The sequence below is a fragment of the Streptomyces sp. NPDC058470 genome (assembly GCF_042721055.1).
Taxonomy (GTDB): domain Bacteria; phylum Actinomycetota; class Actinomycetes; order Streptomycetales; family Streptomycetaceae; genus Streptomyces.
This window is the reverse complement of the sequence record NZ_JBHXMF010000054.1, coordinates 46178-63179: the sequence shown is the minus strand read 5'-3', so window position 1 is coordinate 63179 and position 17002 is coordinate 46178. Positions and strand designations below refer to the sequence as shown.

14 protein-coding genes are annotated in these 17002 nt (G+C 69.9%); 7 read left to right on the top strand and 7 right to left on the bottom strand.

Annotated elements, in window-relative coordinates; translation table 11 throughout:
• Window positions 1-47 precede the first annotated feature (47 nt).
• The 4 genes from ACFWP7_RS32520 to ACFWP7_RS32505 all read right to left on the bottom strand — a co-directional run bounded on the left by ACFWP7_RS32520 (window position 48) and on the right by ACFWP7_RS32505 (window position 3958).
• Window positions 48-638: a malonic semialdehyde reductase gene (locus ACFWP7_RS32520; protein ID WP_384388804.1), complete on the bottom strand. Its 591-nt coding sequence runs from the start codon at window positions 636-638 to the stop codon at window positions 48-50.
• Between the two features lie 146 nt (window positions 639-784).
• On the bottom strand, window positions 785-1039 hold the full coding sequence (locus ACFWP7_RS32515) for an exodeoxyribonuclease VII small subunit (protein WP_384388801.1): 255 nt from the start codon (window positions 1037-1039) through the stop codon (window positions 785-787).
• 9 nt (window positions 1040-1048) lie between these two features.
• Complete coding sequence (gene xseA, locus ACFWP7_RS32510; protein WP_384388798.1) at window positions 1049-2257, bottom strand: exodeoxyribonuclease VII large subunit; 1209 nt, start codon at window positions 2255-2257, stop codon at window positions 1049-1051.
• Window positions 2258-2575: 318 nt separating this feature from the next.
• Window positions 2576-3958 (bottom strand): APC family permease, encoded by a 1383-nt coding sequence (locus ACFWP7_RS32505; RefSeq protein WP_384388795.1) that lies wholly within the window; start codon window positions 3956-3958, stop codon window positions 2576-2578.
• A 97-nt stretch (window positions 3959-4055) separates the two neighbouring features.
• Between ACFWP7_RS32505 and ACFWP7_RS32500 the strand changes: the two genes are divergently transcribed.
• Both ACFWP7_RS32500 and ppgK read left to right on the top strand, forming a co-directional pair.
• Window positions 4056-5060, top strand: coding sequence for a 4-hydroxy-3-methylbut-2-enyl diphosphate reductase (locus ACFWP7_RS32500; protein ID WP_384388792.1), 1005 nt, complete (start codon window positions 4056-4058; stop codon window positions 5058-5060).
• 96 nt (window positions 5061-5156) lie between these two features.
• On the top strand, window positions 5157-5903 hold the full coding sequence (gene ppgK / locus ACFWP7_RS32495; RefSeq protein ID WP_384388789.1) for a polyphosphate--glucose phosphotransferase: 747 nt from the start codon (window positions 5157-5159) through the stop codon (window positions 5901-5903).
• A gap of 86 nt (window positions 5904-5989) precedes the next feature.
• Here ppgK and ACFWP7_RS32490 read toward each other — a convergent pair whose 3' ends face one another.
• Window positions 5990-6586: a DUF6542 domain-containing protein gene (locus tag ACFWP7_RS32490; RefSeq protein ID WP_384388786.1), complete on the bottom strand. Its 597-nt coding sequence runs from the start codon at window positions 6584-6586 to the stop codon at window positions 5990-5992.
• Between the two features lie 175 nt (window positions 6587-6761).
• Here ACFWP7_RS32490 and ychF point away from each other — a divergent pair, with 175 nt between their 5' ends.
• Window positions 6762-7850: a redox-regulated ATPase YchF gene (ychF, locus tag ACFWP7_RS32485; RefSeq protein WP_384388783.1), complete on the top strand. Its 1089-nt coding sequence runs from the start codon at window positions 6762-6764 to the stop codon at window positions 7848-7850.
• 134 nt (window positions 7851-7984) lie between these two features.
• Here the strand turns inward: ychF and ACFWP7_RS32480 are convergent, their stop codons facing one another.
• A complete protein-coding gene (locus tag ACFWP7_RS32480; protein ID WP_384388780.1) occupies window positions 7985-8905 on the bottom strand; it encodes a squalene/phytoene synthase family protein in 921 nt (306 codons plus the stop codon).
• A 323-nt stretch (window positions 8906-9228) separates the two neighbouring features.
• On the opposite strand from ACFWP7_RS32480, the gene ACFWP7_RS32475 reads away from it, so the two are divergent.
• Window positions 9229-11475, top strand: coding sequence for a DEAD/DEAH box helicase (locus ACFWP7_RS32475; protein ID WP_384388778.1), 2247 nt, complete (start codon window positions 9229-9231; stop codon window positions 11473-11475).
• Here ACFWP7_RS32475 and ACFWP7_RS32470 read toward each other — a convergent pair.
• Window positions 11469-12572, bottom strand: coding sequence for a pyridoxal-phosphate dependent enzyme (locus ACFWP7_RS32470; protein ID WP_384388776.1), 1104 nt, complete (start codon window positions 12570-12572; stop codon window positions 11469-11471). The two genes, ACFWP7_RS32475 and ACFWP7_RS32470, sit on opposite strands and share 7 nt — an antisense overlap.
• A gap of 261 nt (window positions 12573-12833) precedes the next feature.
• On the opposite strand from ACFWP7_RS32470, the gene ACFWP7_RS32465 reads away from it, so the two are divergent.
• The 3 genes from ACFWP7_RS32465 (at window position 12834) to ACFWP7_RS32455 (ending at window position 16830) form a co-directional block, all read left to right on the top strand.
• Window positions 12834-14402 carry a S8 family serine peptidase gene (locus ACFWP7_RS32465; RefSeq protein ID WP_384388774.1) on the top strand — a complete coding sequence of 523 codons (1569 nt, stop codon included), beginning with the start codon at window positions 12834-12836 and terminating at the stop codon, window positions 14400-14402.
• A 292-nt stretch (window positions 14403-14694) separates the two neighbouring features.
• Window positions 14695-15930 carry a DUF4190 domain-containing protein gene (locus tag ACFWP7_RS32460; RefSeq protein WP_384388771.1) on the top strand — a complete coding sequence of 412 codons (1236 nt, stop codon included), beginning with the start codon at window positions 14695-14697 and terminating at the stop codon, window positions 15928-15930.
• 147 nt (window positions 15931-16077) lie between these two features.
• Window positions 16078-16830 (top strand): GntR family transcriptional regulator, encoded by a 753-nt coding sequence (locus ACFWP7_RS32455; RefSeq protein WP_384388768.1) that lies wholly within the window; start codon window positions 16078-16080, stop codon window positions 16828-16830.
• Window positions 16831-17002: the final 172 nt, after the last annotated feature.

Genomic DNA, 17002 nt, shown 5'->3' with positions numbered 1-17002 from the left:
GGGCGCCGGCGATATCGCCGGAGCCCTTCGCCCTGTCCACCACCGCGTCACACGGTCGTGATGACCTGCTCGCTCTCCAGTCGCGGGGAACGCGGGAACGCGGCGTCCTCGCCGGGCCGGCCGATGTTGACGACCATCAGCGGGGTGTGGTCGTCGTCAAGGAACTCCTTCTGGACGCCGGCGGCGTCGAAGCCGCTCATCGGGCCCGCGGCAAGACCGGCGGCGCGGACGCCGATGATGAAGTACGCGGCCTGGAGGGAGGCGTTCAGGGCGGCCGACTTCTCGCGGAATTCGCGCGAGCCGCCGAAGACGCCCTTGGCGCCGGGGAAGTGCGGGAAGAGCTGCGGCAGCTCCTCGTGGAACTCGTTGTCGGCGGAGAGGATCGCGACCAGCGGGGCCGCGGCCGTCTTCGGCTGGTTGCCCTCCGCCATGACCGCGACGAGACGCTCACGGGCTTCGGCGGAGCGGACCAGGGTGATCCGCAGCGGCGACTGGTTCATGGAGGTCGGACCGTACTTGACCAGGTCGTAGATCGCCTGCACCTGCTCATCGGTCACCGGCTCGTCGGTGAAGGTGTTCGCGGTGCGGGCCTCGCGGAACAGCAGGTCCTGTGCGGTGGGGTCAAGAACGAGAGACATGGTTGAACCTTCTCGATACGTTGCGACGGATCCGGGGGGATCGGCTGGCAACGTCGAGAGTACGCCACTATGTTTAAAGTTCAATTAAAAGCGGAGCGAAGTGATTCGCTTCACAGGTTCCGATGTCGTTCGCCTGAGGGGCGGAGCTACTCGGACCGGGTGCCGTCCGCGTCCTCCCCGTCACCGTGCTCGGCTCCCTCTTCCTCGGCCAGCGCCGCGTCCAGCCGCGCCCGCGCGCCCTCCAGCCAGCGGCGGCACACCTTCGCCAGCTCCTCGCCGCGCTCCCAGAGCGCGAGGGACTCCTCCAAGGTCGTACCACCGGCCTCCAGCCGGCGTACGACCTCGATCAGCTCGTCCCGCGCCTGCTCGTACCCGAGCGTCTCGTCCACCTTGCTGGTCATGCGCCCACCCTATGCATCGACTCGGACGGAGAACTCACCCTCGGCGACCCGCGCTCGCAGCGGCTCGTCCGCCGTCACCTCGGCGGGGTCCCGGACCACATGGCCGTCGGCCTTCTGCAGTACGGCGTAACCCCGCTGGAGCGTCGCGGCGGGGGAGAGGGCCACCACGCGCGCGCGGGTGTGCGTCAGTTCGGAGTCGGCGCGGTCGAGGAGGTGGCCCAGGGTGCGCCGGCCGCGGTCCAGGACCGAGGCGACGTGATCCGCCCGCTCGTCGATCATCCGGTGCGGATCCTCTATCGAGGGCCGGGCCAGCGCGTGTGCCAGGCCGCGCTCCTCGCGGTCGATGAAGGCATGGACGCTGCGCCGCGCCCGGTCCCGCAGAAGCCGCACCCGCTCGTACTCCTCGCCGACGTCCGGCACGACCTTCTTCGCGGCGTCGGTCGGCGTGGACGCGCGCAGGTCGGCCACATAGTCCAGGAGCGGGGTGTCGGGCTCGTGCCCGATGGCCGACACGACGGGCGTACGGCAGGCCGCGACCGCCCGTACCAGCTGCTCGTCCGAGAACGGCAGCAGGTCCTCCACGCTGCCGCCGCCGCGCGCCACGACGATCACGTCGACGCCCTCCAGCGCGTCCAGGTCCTTCACGGCCTGCACGACCTGCGGCACGGCGTGCACGCCCTGTACGGCGACGTTGCGGACCTCGAAGCGGACGGCCGGCCAGCGGTGCCGCGCGTTCTCCAGCACGTCCCGCTCGGCCGCGGACGCCCGCCCGCACACCAGCCCGATGAGCTGCGGCAGGAAGGGCAGCGCCTTCTTGCGCTCCGGCGCGAACAGCCCCTCGGCGGCCAGCGTCTTCTTCAACTGCTCCAGACGCGCGAGCAGTTCGCCCACCCCCACCGGCTTGATCTCGGTGGCCCGCAGCGACAACTGCCCCCGCGGCGCATACCACTCGGGCTTCGCCAGTACGACGACACGAGCGCCCTCGGTCACCACATCGGCCACCGAGTCGAACACCTGCCGATAGCAGGTCACGCTCACGGAGATGTCGTACGACGGGTCGCGCAGCGTCAGGAAGACGACCCCCGCGCCCGGGCGCCGCGACAACTGGGTGATCTGACCCTCGACCCACACCGCCCCGAGCCGGTCGATCCATCCCCCGATGAGCCGCGACACCTCGCCGACGGGCAGCGGAGCCTCTGCGGACGTGTTGAGAGCCATGCCGCGAGAGTAGCCGCAGCCTCGGACAACACAGCTGCACGATCCAGCCTGTCCGACGTTCGAGGAGGAGGCGATGCCATCCCGATCCCCACCCACTCACGGGGACCGCGGTTTCAGCCCGTCCGGTGTTCGAGGACGAGGAGCGCCATCCCGATCCCCCACCCACCCACGGGGGCCGCATTTTCAGCCTGTCCGGCGTTTGAGGACAAGGCCGTTCAGGCCGAAAGCGGGGGTCTGGGGGCGGCAGCCCCCAGGAACAAGGGTCAGGTAGGGGCGGAGGGGGCGAAAACCCCCGCGGCCGGCCCCAGCGGCGGCCGACTAACCAGCCCCCGCGACGCCCCGACCTCTCTGTCCCACCAACACCGCCAGCCCCACCGCCAGCCAGATCGCGCCCACCACCTGGGCCGTCCCCGAGGCCTCGACGATCACGGCGATGGTGATCGCGGCGCCGACGACCGGAACCAGGATGTGCCGCCACCACACCACGGGCCCACCCCGCCGTCGTACGGCGAACCAGCCCACCACGCTCGCGTGCAGCAGCGTGAAGGCGGTCAGCGCACCGACGTTGACCACCGACACCAGTTGGTCGAGGCCGTCGTCGCGCCGTGCCGCCCAGACCGCGGCGATCAGCGTGATGACGGCCGCGCACAGCAGCGCCGGCCTCGGCAGGCCGGAGTCGGTCTTCGCCAGGACTCGCGGCAGCCGCCGGTCACGGGCCATCGCGAACACGAGACGGCCCGCCGCGGCCTGCCCGGCGAGCGCAGCGAAGGCCGCGCCGATCGCCTTGCTCACGGCCACCAGGTCGTGCAGCCAGGTCCCGACGGAGGTGTCCACGGCGTCGTAGAAGGCCGATCCCTGCTTCCCGGGGTCGGCGGCGAGCTGCGCGGACGTCGTCGGTTCGAGGAGTGCCACCAGGTAGGTCTGTGCCGCGAACAGCACACCCGCGAGCGCCAGGCAGAACAGCACCGCCCGAGCCACTTTCTCCGGACCGCCCGTGACCTCCTCCGCGAAGGAGGCGATCGCGTCGAAGCCCAGATAGGACAGGACGGCGATCGACACCGCGCCGATGACCGCCGACAGCGCGAACGCCCCCTGGGTGCCGTCACCGGACAGCGGCGACAGCCAGCTCCGGTGGGCCCCGTCGCGCGCGAGCATGACGATCGCCGACACGACGAAGACAAGAAGGACCACGATCTCCATCGCGAGCACCAGGAGACCGACCCGGGCCGCGGCCCGTACGCCCCACAGGTTCAGCAGCGTCGTGATGACCACGGCGAGCGCGGTCCACACCCACCGGGACACCTCCGGGACCAGCGCGTTCATCGCGATGCCGGAGAAGAGGTACGCCACGGCCGGGATGAGCAGATAGTCCAGCATCGCCATCCACCCGGCGACGAACCCCGCCTCTTTTCCGAGCCCCACGCGCGCGTAGGCGAACACCGAACCCGCCTGGGGGACCACACGGACCATCTGCGCATAGCTGAACGCGGTGAACGCCATCGCGACGGTCGCCACGACGTAGACCAGGGCCACCGCGCCGTGCGACTTGGCGTCGAGGGTGCCGAAGATGCCGACGGGTGCCATGGGGGCGATGAACAGCAGCCCGTAGACGACCAGGTCCCGGAAACCGAGACTGCGCCGCAGCCCGCGCTCCTCACCCGCACCACCGGCCGCTTCCGCCGAGGTCTGTGTGTCGGACATCCGTGCCTCCCGAGAGTCGCGGCCGGCCTCATCCCTCCCAGCTCCCCAACAGTCTCCCCAAGGAGGCGATCTTTGACCTGCCGGGCGCGGCCTTACGATGGGGTGCATGACTGCTTCGCCTGGCCGCCGTGTCCTGCTTGCCGCCCCCCGGGGCTACTGCGCGGGTGTGGACCGCGCCGTGATCGCCGTCGAGAAGGCCCTTGAGCAGTACGGGGCCCCTATCTATGTCCGCCACGAGATCGTGCACAACAAGTACGTCGTCCGGACCCTGGAAAAGAAGGGTGCGATTTTCGTCGAGCGGACGGCGGAGGTCCCCGAGGGGGCCATCGTCATGTTCTCGGCGCACGGTGTCGCCCCGGCCGTCCACGACGAGGCCGCAGCCGGAAAGCTCGCCACCATCGACGCGACCTGCCCGCTGGTCACCAAGGTCCACAAGGAAGCCGTCCGCTTCGCGAAGGACGACTTCGACATCCTCCTGATCGGGCACGAGGGCCACGAGGAGGTCATCGGCACGTCCGGCGAGGCGCCCGAGCACATCACGCTCGTCGACGGTCCCTCGGACGTCGCCAAGGTCGAGGTCCGCGACCCGTCCAAGGTCGTCTGGCTCTCCCAGACCACGCTGTCCGTCGACGAGACCATGGAAACGGTCGACGCGCTCAAGGAGAAGTTCCCGCAGCTCATCTCGCCGCCCAGCGACGACATCTGCTACGCCACGCAGAACCGTCAGATCGCGGTGAAGAAGCTCGCCGAGGACGCCCAGCTGGTGATCGTGGTGGGCTCCAAGAACTCCTCGAACTCGATCCGGATGGTCGAGGTCGCCCTGGACGCGGGTGCCCCCGCGGCGCACCTGGTGGACTTCGCCTCCGAGATCGACGAGACCTGGCTGGACGGCGTCGGCACGGTCGGCCTGACCTCCGGTGCCTCGGTACCGGACGTGCTGGTGGACGAGGTCCTTGAGTGGCTGGCCGCCCGTGGCTACGGCGACGTGGAGACGGTGAAGACGGCCGACGAGTCCATCACCTTCTCGCTGCCGAAGGAGCTGCGCCGCGATCTGCGCGCGGAGGCGGCGGCCCTGATGGCGGAGCGCACCGGCCGCAAGTGACCGACCGGCCGGTCGCACGGCCTCCGGACGTGAAGGTTCCGGGGCTGTGCTCCCTCCGAGAAGTGACTGTCAGTCGCAGGCCGTAAATTGGGGTTCATGCAGATCTTTGGTGTGGACATCGGTGGTTCCGGGATCAAGGGCGCTCCTGTGGACCTGGACCGCGGCGAATTGACGGAGGAGCGCTTCAAGGTGCTCACCCCGCATCCCGCGACGCCCGACTCGGTGGCGGACGGCGTGAAAGAGGTCGTCGGTCACTTCGGCTGGACGGGTCCGGTCGGGATCACGTTCCCCGGAGTGGTCACCGGTGAGGCCATCATCCGTACGGCCGCCAATGTCGACAAGAACTGGATCGACACCGACGCGCGCGCCCTGCTCAGCGAGCGGCTCGGCGGCCTTCCGGTGACGGTGCTGAACGACGCGGACGCGGCGGGCGTCGCCGAGATGCAGTTCGGCGCGGGCCGCGACCGTCAGGGCACGGTCATTCTGCTCACCTTCGGCACGGGCATCGGCAGCGCGCTCTTCATCGACGGCGAGCTGGTGCCGAACACCGAGCTGGGCCACCTGGAGCTGGGCGGCCACGACGCGGAGAAGCGCGCGTCCACCAAGGCCAAGGATGACAACGAGCTCACCTGGGAGCACTGGGCGCGCCGGGTCACGAAGTACCTCGCCCACGTGGAGATGCTCTTCTCGCCCGAGCTCTTCATCATCGGCGGAGGCGTCAGCCGCAAGGCCGACAGATTCCTCCCCCTGATCGAGGGCATCAGGGCCGAGATCGTCCCGGCGCAGTTGCAGAACAACGCGGGGATCGTGGGGGCGGCGATGCGGGCGGCGAAGGCGGCGTAAGGCTTTAGAGCTGGACTTTGTAGCGGGGCGAGTCGGGTGGCTGGGGTGGGAAACCTGCCGCGAAGCGGCGAAAACCACAACGGACCTTAGGCGGGACGCCGACGTGCAGGAGCCTGGGCTTGGGCCTGCGCCGCCCTGCGCTGGGCGGCCCTGCGGCTCATGAGCCGGACCTTCCGTACGGTCACGATGAGCCCCGCGACCAGAGTCCCCCCGTACAGCCATCCCGCCTGCACGGCGAGCGCGGTGACCAGCCCCATCAGCCGCCCCCCGACCCCACCCCCGCTGTCGTCGGCGACGGGCAGCAGCCCGAAGGCGAAGGCGATCGGTACGACGACCGGCGCGGTGACGAGGTCACCGCGCCGCACCCACACCGCGGTCAGCGCGCAGACCGGCAGGAACAGCACGCCGTACACCAGCGGCGACGCCCCGAACAGCAACTGGTCGAGGCAGCCGAGCGCGAACATCAGCGCACCGCAGAACAGCCCACTGCCCAGCCCGGTGAGCCGGGGGTTCGGCATCCGCCGTACCGCCTGGACGACGGGCGGAACGGGCCGCCGGGCCACCGCCGAACCCCGCCGCACCGCGCCCGCCGCACTCCGCCCGGCCTGCGAGGGGAACGGCGTGCCGCGGCGCGGTCGGTACTGCGGTCCGGCCTGAGAGGGACGCGTCCTGTGTTGCTCCACTGGACCAACTTAGGTCGGTTTATGTGTGGAATAGGCCTTCAGACACGCCGGAGGGCAGACCTTGGCCAAGCGTTCGATACGTCGCCGGTGCGGGATCGCGCACGCCGTAGACTGGTGGATCGGCCCGCGCTCTCCCGGGCCCCCTCGCCCATCCTCATGTACGGGAAGTCGCAACGTGTCGCTCACGATCGGAATCGTCGGTCTGCCCAATGTCGGCAAGTCGACCATGTTCAACGCCCTGACCAAGAACGACGTGCTCGCGGCCAACTACCCGTTCGCCACGATCGAGCCGAACGTCGGGGTGGTCGGCGTCCCTGACGCGCGACTGGCGACGCTGGCCGGGATCTTCGGCTCGCAGAAGATCCTTCCCGCCACCGTCGACTTCGTCGACATCGCCGGCATCGTGAAGGGCGCCTCCGAGGGTGAGGGCCTGGGCAACAAGTTCCTCGCGAACATCCGCGAGTCGGACGCGATCTGCCAGGTCATCCGCGCCTTCCAGGACGAGAACGTCGTACATGTCGACGGCAAGGTCTCGCCCAAGGACGACATCGAGACGATCAACACCGAGCTGATCCTCGCGGATCTCCAGACGATCGAGAAGGTCCTGCCGCGCCTCCAGCGGGAGTCGCGCATCAAGAAGGACATCGGCCCGAAGGTCGCTGCGGTCGAGGCCGCCCAGGCGATCCTGGAGCGGGGCGAGACCCTCTTCTCCGCGGGCATCGTCCAGGGCTCCGGCAACGAGGAACTGCTGCACGACCTGCACCTGCTCACCACCAAGCCGTTCCTCTACGTCTTCAACGTCGACGAGGACGAACTGGTCGACGACGCCTTCAAGGCCGAACAGCGCGCCCTGGTCGCCCCCGCCGAGGCGATCTTCCTCAACGCCAAGCTCGAGGCGGACCTCGCCGAGCTCGACGAGGAGGAAGCGATGGAGCTCCTGGAGTCGGTCGGCGTCGAGGAGCCCGGCATGGCGACCCTGGCCCGCGTCGGCTTCGACACCCTCGGCCTCCAGACCTATCTGACGGCCGGCCCGAAGGAATCCCGCGCCTGGACCATCAAGAAGGGCGCCACCGCCCCCGAGGCCGCCGGTGTCATCCACACCGACTTCCAGAAGGGCTTCATCAAGGCCGAGGTCATCTCCTTCGCCGACCTCATCGAGACCGGCTCGGTCGCCGAGGCCCGAGCCAAGGGCAAGGCCCGCATGGAAGGCAAGGACTACGTCATGCAGGACGGCGACGTGGTGGAGTTCCGGTTCAACGTGTAATCGGGTCTCTACTCCACGCTGGTAGTTCGTCAAGTGTGCAGGTGGGAAGGGGTCGGACTTTGGTGAGGCCGTCCGGCTCCTTCTGTGTTACCGGACCTCGCGAGTGCCCCTGGAACCACAGAGCTGCTTGATGTTCACGCTGTGAACGGTGAGGGGAGGCGTCTGGTCCGGCGAGCAATCCGCAGTACCCGCAGCGTGCCCAGGAGCGGCGGACCTGCGGAGCCGTGCAGCAGCGCTGCTCCGCGTGCCAGTGCCGCGTCGGCGGTCAGCAGCTCGATCTCGACGAAGGCGTTCAGCAGTGCCCGGCCGGGAGCCGAGACCTGGGAGAGCAGTTCACGGGCTGCCTTGAGGGCCGCCCGGGCCGCGCTGACCTCGTGCTCCACCAACAGGCGCAGACCGGGCGGCTCATGCCCCGCCACGAGGTCCGCCACCGTGACCGAGAAGCTCGCCAGCGTCTGAGCCGGAATGCCCGGTCGTCCTTCCGCGACGTCCTCGGCGAGATCATTGACGAAGTCCAGTCGCTGGCTGCCGTCGATGAGCGTCCGGCACATCGCCCGGTACCGGGCGTCACCGTCCTCAGGGCCCAGCAGTACCGCAACCAGCATGAAGGCGGGCAGTGAGTAGGCGTCCACGTAGGCCTGGTAGTCGGCCTCGGAGACAAAGCCGGTGAACTCCAGCTCGGCGCCGGCGGTGGACAGATACTCCTCCACCACTCCCCGAAGCCGTGGATACGCAGCGACAGTGTGCAGCAAGATGCGGATCAGCGGGTCGTCGGCCACCCCCGTTTCCAGTGCCTTGCGAACCCGCTGCTCCCAGGATGCCCATGCCGCGATCCGCTGCGGCTTCGGGCCGGTGTCCAGCAGGTTGTCCCCGTGGTGCATCACGGCCGTCGCGGCCACCACATGCGGCAGCACCGACGGCGGCAGCAGCAAACGGGCCGCCAGGTAGGAACTACGGCGGAACCGCGACACCAGCCGACGCCCGTAGTCGTAGTCGTTGCGCAGTTGCGGCTCCCGGACCCCAGCCGCCGTCAGGCTCCGCTGCCACGTGCTCACGTTCGTCACCCTCCCGGGCATGCGTAGGTCTTCCAGGCGCAGCCCTTCGTCCCGGACCTCGACCTGGATGCGCAGACCTCCCGGCCTGGCAGCGTTGCCGAGGCCGATCTTCCTGTGCGGAAATGCGGTTCACGGATGACCAGGACGCGTCGTCATCCGCGGAGCCGACGTCGGCCGTGATTCTGTCACGTAGGACACGTAGGACCCGTAGGTAAGGTGCCGCCTCCCATGGAGGCTGCCCCCCGACCAGGTCAAGGCCGTCGCTGTCAGTGCTCCGTGGAAGGATGCGCGCATCGGGGCGGACGGCTCAAGAGGGGCGCGGCATGGCGGGTGTGGAGGGGAGTGGGAGGCCGGGTCCGGCGCGGGCGGGGAGGGCCGGTGAAGCCCTGCCGGTCGGGCGGCGGGCCAGGGAACTGGTCGTGGCGGGTGCGCGGTTGTACGGGGCCGCGCGCGCCGTGCTCGCCGATCACGCGCGGGCGCTCGAAGCGGTGCGGGCGGCGCTGGCGCCGATACATGCCGAACTGGTCGCCGGGGAGCTGGAGTCCATCCCCGTCTCGCGGCTGAAGGACGTCACCGAGGGGCGGTTGCGGCTCGGCGCGCTGGAGTCGGCCGGGTTCGAATCGGTGCGGGCGGTGTACGGGACGAGCCGGTACGAGCTGCGGCAGGTGCCCGGCGTGGGGGCGCAGACCGCCGACCGTGCGCTCGCCGCCGCGCGGCAGATCGCGCGGGCGGTGGAGGAGACCGTCTCCGTGCGGATCGACGTCGATCACCCGGAGCCCCGGACGACCGCCCTGGTCGTCGCCCTGCGCACCCTGGTGGAGGCCGGTCCCGACCTGCGCCGGGCCGTGGACGCGGCCACCCGGCTCGACGAGCGGCTCGGCGCGCTGCTGCCGGCGGCCCGGCCCGCCGGAGGGCGGCTGCGGATGGCGCTCGCGGGGCGGCAGCGGCGCGAGAGCGCCTGGGCGGCGGTCGTGGAACTGCGGGAGCTGACCACCGGCGCCGCCGCCAGAGACGTACGACTGCTGCTGGCCCAGGCGTCGGCGGACCTGTTGCGCGAACCCGCCTCCGACATCGAGGCGTGGGTCGACTTCGAGCTGCGTTCCACGGAGTACTACAGCCAGCTCGCCGAGGTGTCGCAGCAGCGTCCGGATGTCGAGGCCTCCGAGGGGTTCCTGCCGTCGGAGGTCGCCGAGCGGGTGCACGCGCAGGAGCTGGACGACACGCACCGGCGGGTCTCGCTGCGCGGCTACCAGGCCTTCGGCGCCCGATTCGCGCTGGCCCAGCGGCGGGTCGTCCTCGGCGACGAGATGGGGCTCGGGAAAACCGTGCAGGCCATCGCGGCGCTCGCCCATCTCGCGGCGGACGGACACAGCCACTTCCTGGTCGTCTGCCCGGCCAGCGTGCTGATCAACTGGACGCGCGAGATCGGCGCGCGCAGCACCCTGCGGGCCCTGCCGGTGCACGGCTCCGAGCGGCTGGACGCGTACGAGGAGTGGCGGGAACGCGGAGGTGTCGCGATCACCACGTACGACGTGCTGCACAGCCTGCCCGAGCCCGACGGCACCAAGGGCTCCACGGGTACCAGGCCGGGGATGCTCGTCGTCGACGAGGCGCACTACGTGAAGAACCCCGATACCCGTCGCTCCAAGTCGGTCGCCGCCTGGACAGGACACTGCGACCGTGTCCTGTTCCTCACCGGTACGCCCATGGAGAACCGTGTCGAGGAGTTCCGCACCCTGGTCCGCTACCTTCAGCCCGGCCTTCTCCCCACCATCCACAACGGCTCCGCGGCCGCGGGGCCGCACGTCTTCCGCCGGTCCGTCGCCCCCGCGTATCTGCGCCGCAACCAGCAGGACGTCCTGACCGAACTGCCCGCACTCCTCCAGGTCGACGAGTGGGAGGAGTTCGGCGCGGCGGACCGGGCGGCGTACCGCAAGGCCGTCGAGGACGGGAACTTCATGGCGATGCGCCGTGCCGGGTACGCCGACGCGGCGAGGTCGGCGAAGCTGCAACGGCTGCGGGAGCTGGTGGCGGAGGCGGCGGAGAACGGTCTGAAGGTCGTCGTGTTCTCCTACTTCAAGGATGTCCTCGCCACCGTCCAACACGCCCTGGGGGAGGGGATGTTCGGCCCGATCTCCGGCGCCGTTCCCGCCGCGCGCAGACAGCGCCTGGTGGACGATTTCACGGCCGCCCCCGGGCACGCGGTGCTGCTCTGCCAGATCGAGGCCGGCGGCGTCGGCCTCAATCTGCAGGCGGCGTCCGTGGTCATCCTCTGCGAGCCGCAGGTCAAGCCGACCATGGAGCACCAGGCCGTGGCCCGCGCCCACCGCATGGGCCAGGTCCGCCCGGTCCAGGTCCACCGTCTCCTTGCCACCGACAGCGTCGACCAGCGACTTCTGGACATCCTGAAGAACAAGACCCGCCTCTTCGACGCCTACGCCCGCCGCAGCGACACCGCCGAACACACCCCGGACGCCGTCGACGTCTCGGACAGCGGCCTCGCCCGCCGCATCGTCGAGGAGGAACAGCAGCGCCTGGCGGGCGTGTTTTCCAAGGCCGTCCCTCAGTGAGCCAGTCCCGTCTTCACCCCCGCCCCGCACAGTGGCACCACCGCCGACCGCTCGCCCAGCACCCCGTCCCGGACGGCCGCCCAGCACGCCACCCCCGTCGACTCCACATACAGACCCCGTGACGCCAAGTCCGTCTGTGCGTGCCGGATCTGATCCTCCGTCACCGTAAGGAACGCGCCACCGGAGTCCCGTACCGCGCGCAGGATCTGGCGGGCCCGCGGCGGGCGCTGGATCGCGATGCCCTCGGCGAAGGTGGGAGCCGTCGGGGTCGGGCCGATCAAGTCGTCGGCGCCCGCGTGCCAGGCCTCGGCGAGCGGGGCGACGGCGGCGGCCTGGACCGCGTAGAGGGCGGGCCGGCGGTCGATGAGGCCCGCCGAATGGAGTTCGGCGACGGCGAGGGCGGCGCCCAGGAGGAGGGTGCCGTTGCCGACGGGGACGACGATGACGTCGGGGAGGCGGCCGCCGAGGTCCTCCCAGAGTTCGTGGACGTAGGTCTTGGTTCCGGCCAGGAAGTAGGGGTTGAAGACGTGCGAGGCGTAGAACACGCCTTCCTCGTCCGCGGCCTCCCGGGCGGCGGCCGCGGTGGCCTCACGGTCGCCGTCGACCACGCGCAACCGCGCCCCGTGTGCCCCGATCTGCTCCAGCTTCTTCGGTGACGTGCCCTCGGGGACGTATACGGTGCACGGCAGCGCGGCCCGCGCGCAGTACGCGGCGATCGCCGTCCCCGCGTTGCCGCTGCTGTCCGCGAGCACCTGCCGGGCCCCCAGTCGCAGGGCCAGCTCGGCGAGGAGCACGGCACCGCGGTCCTTGAACGACAGCGTCGGCATCAGGAAGTCGAGCTTGGCCGAGATGCCGTCCCGGAGCGGGACCAGGGGCGTACGGCCTTCGCCCAGGCTGATGGTGGGAGCCGCCAGCGGCAGGCACTCCGTGTAGCGCCAGAGTGAATTGACGCGTCCTGTAAGGGACTTGAGGGTCGCCGGTGTCGGGGCGAAGTCCAGGTCGAGCGGGCCGCGGCAGGCCGGGCAGCACCAGGCGAGCGAACCGGCGGGGACGCGGGTGCCGTCCACCGGGCAGTAACAATCCGGCAATGAGGTCATGTGTGCAGCGTAGATGTGCGGTTTGGTGACGTTGTGTCATGACTGGCGTATGGCACATGTGTTACGTCCCCGCAGGGCCCCTTGTGCAATTCGTGCGGGAGCCTCAATCATTCGGCAGACGCACAGGTTTTGCACGGGGTTCGAACAGGATCCGCACGGTGGATCGGCATGGCGATCCGCACAGTGGACCGGCATGGCCCTGTCTGCCTGTGCTGTACCGCCCCCACGACAGCGCACCACCGATTGAGGAGGATCCCTCAGATGGCAGTGATGCGTCACACCCGCCGAAGAATGGCCGGTATAGCAAGCGCCGCCCTCGTCCTCGGAGTCGTCTCCGCTCTCCCCGCGAACGCGGCGCCGGAGCGAGTAGGAAAGATCCAGTACGCCGGCGCCGCCAACGCGGTCGCCGACAGCTACATCGTGACCCTCAAGGCGGACGCCGCGAAGGCCGGTTCCACCGAGGGCAAGGCCCTCGCCAAGGAGTACGGCGCCACCATCGAGCGTACGTACAAGAAGGCCCTGAACGGCTACGCGGTCGAGGCCACCGAGGCCGAGGCGAAGGAGTTCGCCGCCGACCCGGCGGTCGCCTCCGTCGTCCAGAACCGCACCTTCCACATCAGTGCGACCCAGCCCAGCCCGCCCTCCTGGGGCCTGGACCGCATCGACCAGAAGACCCTTCCGCTCGACAACAGCTACACCTACCCGGATTCGGCCGGGACGGGCGTGACGGCGTACATCATCGACACCGGCGTACGCATCACCCACAGCGACTTCGGCACCCGTGCCTCCTACGGCTACGACGCCGTCGACAACGACAACACCGCGCAGGACGGCAACGGCCACGGCACGCACGTCGCGGGCACGGTCGCCGGAACCCTGCACGGCGTCGCGAAGAAGGCCAAGATCGTCGGCGTGCGTGTTCTCGACAACGCCGGGTCGGGCACGACCGCAGGGGTCGTCGCGGGCATCGACTGGGTCGCCACGAACGCGGTCAAGCCGGCCGTCGCCAACCTGTCGCTCGGCGGCGGCGCGGACACCACGCTCGACACGGCCGTCCGCAACGCGATCGCCTCGGGGGTCACCTTCTCCATCGCGGCGGGCAACAGCAACGCGAACGCGTCGAACTACTCGCCCGCGCGCGTCACCGAGGCCATCACGGTCGGCGCGACCACCTCGACCGACGCCCGCGCCAGCTACTCCAACTACGGCACGGTCCTGGACATCTTCGCGCCGGGCTCCTCGATCACCTCGTCGTGGAACACCAGCGACACGGCCACGAGCACCATCTCCGGTACGTCGATGGCGGCACCGCACGTGGCGGGCGCGGCGGCGCTCTATCTGGCCGACAACCCGACGGCCACACCCGCGCAGGTGGCGACAGCGCTCATCAACCTCTCGTCGACCGGCGTGGTCACCGGCCCCGGCACGGGCTCGCCGAACCGGCTGCTCAACGTCCCCGGCGGTACGACGACTCCGCCGCCGACCGGGCCGCGCTTCGAGAACACCGCCGACTATGCGATCGCCGACAACACCACCGTCGAGTCGCCGGTCACGGTGAGTGGGGTCACGGGCAACGCATCCGCGGCGCTGAGCGTGCCGGTGAACATCGTTCACACGTACATCGGTGACCTTCAGGTGCAACTGATCGCACCCGACGGCACGGCGTACACGCTGAAGGCGTACAGCACCGGCGGCAGCGCCGACAACATCAACACCACGTACTCCGTGAACGCCTCTTCCGAGGTCGCCAACGGCGTATGGAAGCTGCGGGTCAGTGACAACGCGGCGCAGGACGTGGGGCGGATCGACTCCTGGGCCCTGCAGTTCTGAGTCCTGAGTTCTGAGTCCTGAGTCCTGAGTTCTGATTTCTGAGTTCTGATTTCTGAGTCCTGAGCAGGGACAGCGACTACTCGTCCTCGCGGTACGGCTTCGGGTCCGTGACCCGGCCGGCCGCGAGGACGAGGCGTGCGGCGCCGTGCAGCGCAAGGAGGACGTCGAGCACGGCCCCGCATTCCGTCCCCGCTCGTGCCGCGTTTACGATGCGCCCAGCCGTACTGCTGTTCGTACGGCGCTTCGTACGCCGAACCCGCACCCGCCCGGACCAGGAGCAAGGTACGTACCTGTGGCCATATCCCCGCCGCCCGGCCCCCAGCAGCCCGAGGGCCAGTACCCGCCTCCCGGTACGCCTCCAGGGACGCCACCGGGCCCGTACCCACAGGGCCCCTACTCCCAAGGCCTGTACCAGCAGCAGCCGTTCCAGCAGCCTCACCAGCCCTGGGGCTACGGCTACCCCGCGCCCATCCCGCCGGTCCCCGTCAACGGGCTTGCGATCTCCGCGCTCGTGCTCGGCCTTCTCTGCTTCCTGCCCGGCGTCGGGCTGGTCCTCGGGATCGTCGCGCTGCTGCAGATCAAGAAGCGGGGCGAGCGGGGCAAGGGGATGGCGGTCGGGGGTGTGGTGCTGTCCTCGCTCGGGATGGTGCTGGCCCTGCTCGCGGTCACCACGGGCGGTGCGCGCGACTTCTGGGACGGCTTCAAGGAGGCGGCGAACGACTCGCAGAACAGCACCTTCTCGCTCGACAAGGGCGACTGCTTCGACGTGCCGGGCGGTTCGCTGGAGGGCATGACGTACGACGTCGACAAGGTGCCGTGCGCCGGTGCGCACCATGGCGAGGTGGTCGCGAACTTCCTGATGAGCGAAGGAAGTTATCCCGGCGACAGCGTGATCTCGGACACCGCCGACGACAAGTGCTACACCCTCCAGGACGCGTATGCGATGGACACCTGGGCCGTCCCGGACAATGTCGACCTGTACTACTTCACGCCGACCCGGGAGAGCTGGGGCCTGGGCGACCGCGAGATCACCTGCGTGTTCGGGAACGTCGAGGAGACAGCCAGTCTGACCGGCTCGCTGCGCCAGGACGCCACGACGCTCGACGCGGACCAGCTCGCCTACCTGGAGGCCGCGCGCGTGCTGAACGCGGCGATGGACTCGGTGCCCGACACGGAGTACGTCGAGGACGATCTGCCGGGTCACAAGGAGTGGGCGACCAGGGTGGCGGACGCGCTCACGGAGCAGACGGGCATGCTCCGCGGCCACACCTTCGCCCCCGACGCCGCCGAGCCCGTCGCCACTCTCCTGAAGGACCTCGACCTCGCGCAGGAGGAGTGGGCGAAGGCGGCGGACGCGGGGGACGTGGACGCCTTCTACGTGCACTACGAGAAGGGGCTGGACCTCACCGACCCCGAGAAGACGGTCACCACGCGCGAGGCTCTGGGCCTTGCCACCAGCCCGCCGACGTACGGCGGGGACGACGGCTCGGCGGGCGACGGCGGGGGCGACCCCGATCTGGAGGTGTGACGGCGGCTATACCGGGGAGAAAGTGCCTGGGTAAAGCCCTTGGCAAGCGCAAGTCATCACATCGAGTGAATCTTTGGCCTTTGCTTGCGTGAGACAACCCACGGTTGCCAGGCTGTTGCTGTCTGTACAACCTGATGGGAGCGGCCAGTGACATTCGGTGAGCAGCCGGCCTACCTGCGCGTCGCGGGTGATCTCCGCCAGAAGATCGTCGACGGTTCACTGCCCCCACACACCCGCCTCCCCTCGCAGGCCAGGATCCGCGAGGAGTACGGCGTCTCGGACACGGTCGCGCTGGAGGCACGCAAGGTGCTGATGGCCGAGGGCCTGGTCGAGGGCCGCTCCGGCTCGGGTACCTACGTAAGGGAGCGGCCGGTGCCGCGCAGCGTCGCCCGCTCCGGGTACCGGCCGGACAGCGGCGCCACCCCGTTCCGTCAGGAGCAGGCCGACGTCTCCGCGCGAGGCACCTGGGAGTCCCGCAGCCGGCAGGTCGAGGCGAGCGTCGCGGTCGCCGAGCGGCTCTCCGTGCAGCCCGGCGACCGCGTGATGTGCACGAACTACGTCTACCGGGACGGGGGTGAGGCGATGATGCTCTCCACGTCCTGGGAGCCCCTCGCCGTCACCGGCCGTACGCCGGTGATGCTGCCCGAGGAGGGCCCGCTCGGCGGCATGGGTGTCGTCGAGCGCATGGCAGCCATCGACGTGATCGTGGACAACGTCACGGAGGAGGTGGGCGCCCGCCCAGGTCTCGCGGAGGAGCTCCTCTCGCTCGGCGGCGTTCCGGGGCACGTGGTCGTCGTGATCCAGCGGACGTTCTTCGCGTCGGGGCGTCCGGTGGAGACTGCGGACGTCGTCGTACCGGCGGACCGGTACCGGATCTCGTACCACCTGCCGGTGAAGTAGCCGAGGGGGGGTGGGCGGCCGCGCCGGTGCAGCAGTCGAGGGCAGCGGGCGGCCGCACCGGTGAAGTGGTCGCGGGGGGTGCGGTAGTGGCCGCCGATGAAGTAGCCGCGGGGGGCGCGGCAGCTGCCGCCGGTGAAGTGGCCCCCAAGCCAGCCCGGTTGGAATCTGGCCT